The following is a 3427-nucleotide window of genomic DNA, read 5'->3' on the forward strand; positions in this document are numbered from 1 at the left end:
GCTCAATGGCCACGCGCCGCTGACCAACTCGATCACCGACGTGAGCGGTGGCAACTACGAAAATCTGGTCGCTGATAAAACGCCGGTTTCGACCACTGTGACTGATACCCCGGACACCACCAACCTGTCCTTGAGCGCTACCGATTCGGTCGCTGAAGGCGGTTCGATCCTCTACACCGCGACATTGACTAACGCTGCTGGTACGCCGGTTACCGTCACGCTGTCGAACGGCGCGGTAATCACCGTCGCCGCCGGCGCTACCACCGGTTCGGTAACCGTCGCTGCTCCTGCCGATGACGTCTACAAAGACGCCGGCACTGTTCAGGCAACAATCACCAAAGCCACCGGTGGCAACTTCGAAAACCTGGTACCAAGCACTGTTGCGGCGGTTACCAGCGTCACCGACACCATCGACACCTCGACGGTGAAACTGACTGCGACCGATACTGCCGCTGAAGGCGGCACTGTCGTTTACACCGCCTCCGTTTCAGCACCAGTCACCGGTTCGCCAGTTGTGGTGACCTTGTCCAACGGCCAGACCATCACCATCCCGGTTGGCGAGAGCAGCGGTTCCGTGAATTTTGTTGCGCCGAACGATGCGTTGGCTGGCGGCGGTTCACTGAGCGTCAAGATTGATGATGCCAAGGGTGGCAACTACGAAAATCTGGTCGCGGATAAAACGCCGGTCAGCACCACCGTGACCGACACACCAGACACCACCAACCTGTCCTTGAGCGCTACCGATTCGGTCGCTGAAGGCGGCTCGATCCTCTACACCGCGACATTGACTAACGCTGCTGGCACACCGGTTACCGTCACGCTGTCGAACGGCGCTGTGATCACCATCGACGCCGGTAAAACCACTGGCACCGTGGCCGTTGCTGCTCCGGCCGATGACGTCTACAAAGATGCCGGCACTGTTCAAGCAACAATCACCAAAGCCACCGGTGGCAACTTCGAAAACCTGGTGCCAAGCACTGTTGCGGCGGTTACCAGCGTCACCGACACCATCGACACCTCAACGGTGAAACTGACTGCGACCGATACTGCCGCTGAAGGCGGCACTGTCGTTTACACCGCCTCCGTTTCAGCACCAGTCACCGGTTCGCCAGTTGTGGTGACCTTGTCCAACGGCCAGACCATCACCATCCCGGTTGGCGAGAGCAGCGGTTCCGTGAATTTTGTTGCGCCGAACGATGCGTTGGCTGGCGGCGGTTCACTGAGCGTCAAGATTGATGATGCCAAGGGTGGCAACTACGAAAATCTGGTCGCGGATAAAACGCCGGTCAGCACCACCGTGACCGACACACCAGACACCACCAACCTGTCCTTGAGCGCTACCGATTCGGTCGCTGAAGGCGGCTCGATCCTCTACACCGCGACATTGACTAACGCTGCTGGCACACCGGTTACCGTCACGCTGTCGAACGGCGCTGTGATCACCATCGACGCCGGTAAAACCACTGGCACCGTGGCCGTTGCTGCTCCGGCCGATGACGTCTACAAAGATGCCGGCACTGTTCAAGCAACAATCACCAAAGCCACCGGTGGCAACTTCGAAAACCTGGTGCCAAGCACTGTTGCGGCGGTTACCAGCGTCACCGACACCATCGACACCTCAACGGTGAAACTGACTGCGACCGATACTGCCGCTGAAGGCGGTACCGTCACTTACACCGCGACGATCGGTCAGCCTGTCACTGGCTCCCCGGTCACCGTGACCCTGGCCAACGGCCAGACCATCACCATCCCGGTTGGCGAGAGCAGCGGTTCCGTGAATTTTGTTGCGCCGAACGATGTGCTCAATGGTCACGCACCGTTGACCAACTCGATCACCGACGTGAGCGGTGGCAACTACGAAAATCTGGTCGCTGATAAAACGCCGGTTTCGACCACTGTGACTGATACCCCGGACACTACGACTCTCAGCCTGTCGGCCACTGACTCCGTGGCTGAAGGCGGTTCAATTGTCTACACCGCCAACCTGACCAACGCAGCCGGCACACCGGTCACCGTAACCCTGAGCAACGGCGCGGTAATCACCATCGCTGCCGGCGCCACCACCGGTTCCGTGACCGTCGCCGCACCTGCCGATGACGTCTACAAAGATGCCGGCACTGTTCAGGCAACAATCACCAAAGCCACTGGTGGCAACTTCGAAAACCTGGCCACCAGCAATACCCCTGCTGTGACCAACGTCACTGACACCATCGACACTTCGGCGGTGAAATTGACTGCGACCGATACTGCCGCTGAAGGCGGTACTGTCGTTTACACCGCCTCCGTTTCAGCACCAGTCACCGGTTCGCCAGTTGTGGTGACCCTGGCCAACGGCCAGACCATCACCATCCCGGTTGGCGAGAGCAGCGGCTCCGTGAATTTCGTTGCGCCGAACGATGTCCTCAATGGCCACCCACCGTTGACCAACTCGATCACCGACGTGAGCGGCGGCAACTACGAAAATCTGGTCGCGGATAAAACGCCGGTCAGCACCACCGTGACCGACACACCAGACACCACCAACCTGTCCTTGAGCGCTACCGACTCAGTGGCTGAAGGCGGTTCAATCGTCTACACCGCCAACCTGACCAACGCAGCCGGCACACCGGTCACCGTGACATTGAGCAACGGCGCAGTGATCCTCATCGCGGCCGGCGCCACCAGCGGTTCGGTAACCGTCGCCGCACCTGCCGATGACGTCTACAAAGACGCCGGCACTGTTCAGGCGACAATCACCGCCGCCACCGGTGGCAACTTCGAAAACCTGGTACCAAGCACTGTTGCGGCGGTTACCAGCGTCACCGACACCATCGACACCTCGACGGTGAAACTGACTGCGACCGATACTGCCGCTGAAGGCGGTACCGTCACTTACACCGCGACAATCGGTCAGCCTGTCACTGGCTCTCCGGTCACCGTGACCCTGGCCAACGGCCAGACCATCACCATCGACATCGGCAAAACCAGCGGCACTGTTAATGCTGTAGCACCGAACGATGTGCTCAATGGTCACGCACCGTTGACCAACTCGATCACCGACGTGAGCGGCGGCAACTACGAAAACCTGGTCGCGGATAAAAAGCCGGTTTCGACCACTGTGACTGATACCCCGGACACCACCACCCTCAGCCTGAGCGCGACTGATTCCGTGGCTGAAGGCGGTTCAATCGTCTACACCGCGACATTGACCAACGCTGCTGGCACGCCGGTTACCGTCACGCTGTCGAACGGCGCCGTGATCACCATCGACGCCGGTAAAACCACTGGCACCGTGACCGTTGCGGCCCCGGCCGATGACGTCTACAAAGATGCCGGCACTGTTCAGGCAACAATCACCGCCGCGACCGGCGGTAACTTCGAAAACCTGGTGCCAAGCACTGTTGCGGCGGTTACCAGCGTCACCGACACCATCGACACCTCGACGGTG

General features: G+C 59.8%; 1 protein-coding gene. It reads left to right on the plus strand.

Translation table 11 applies throughout. The annotated features are described in order from the left end of the window. Window positions 1–3427, plus strand: a 3427-nt coding sequence (locus ACXPVS_RS27095; RefSeq protein ID WP_458512624.1) for a beta strand repeat-containing protein, incomplete at both ends; no start/stop codon positions are given.

The sequence above is a fragment of the Pseudomonas sp. Ma2-10 genome (assembly GCF_054330215.1).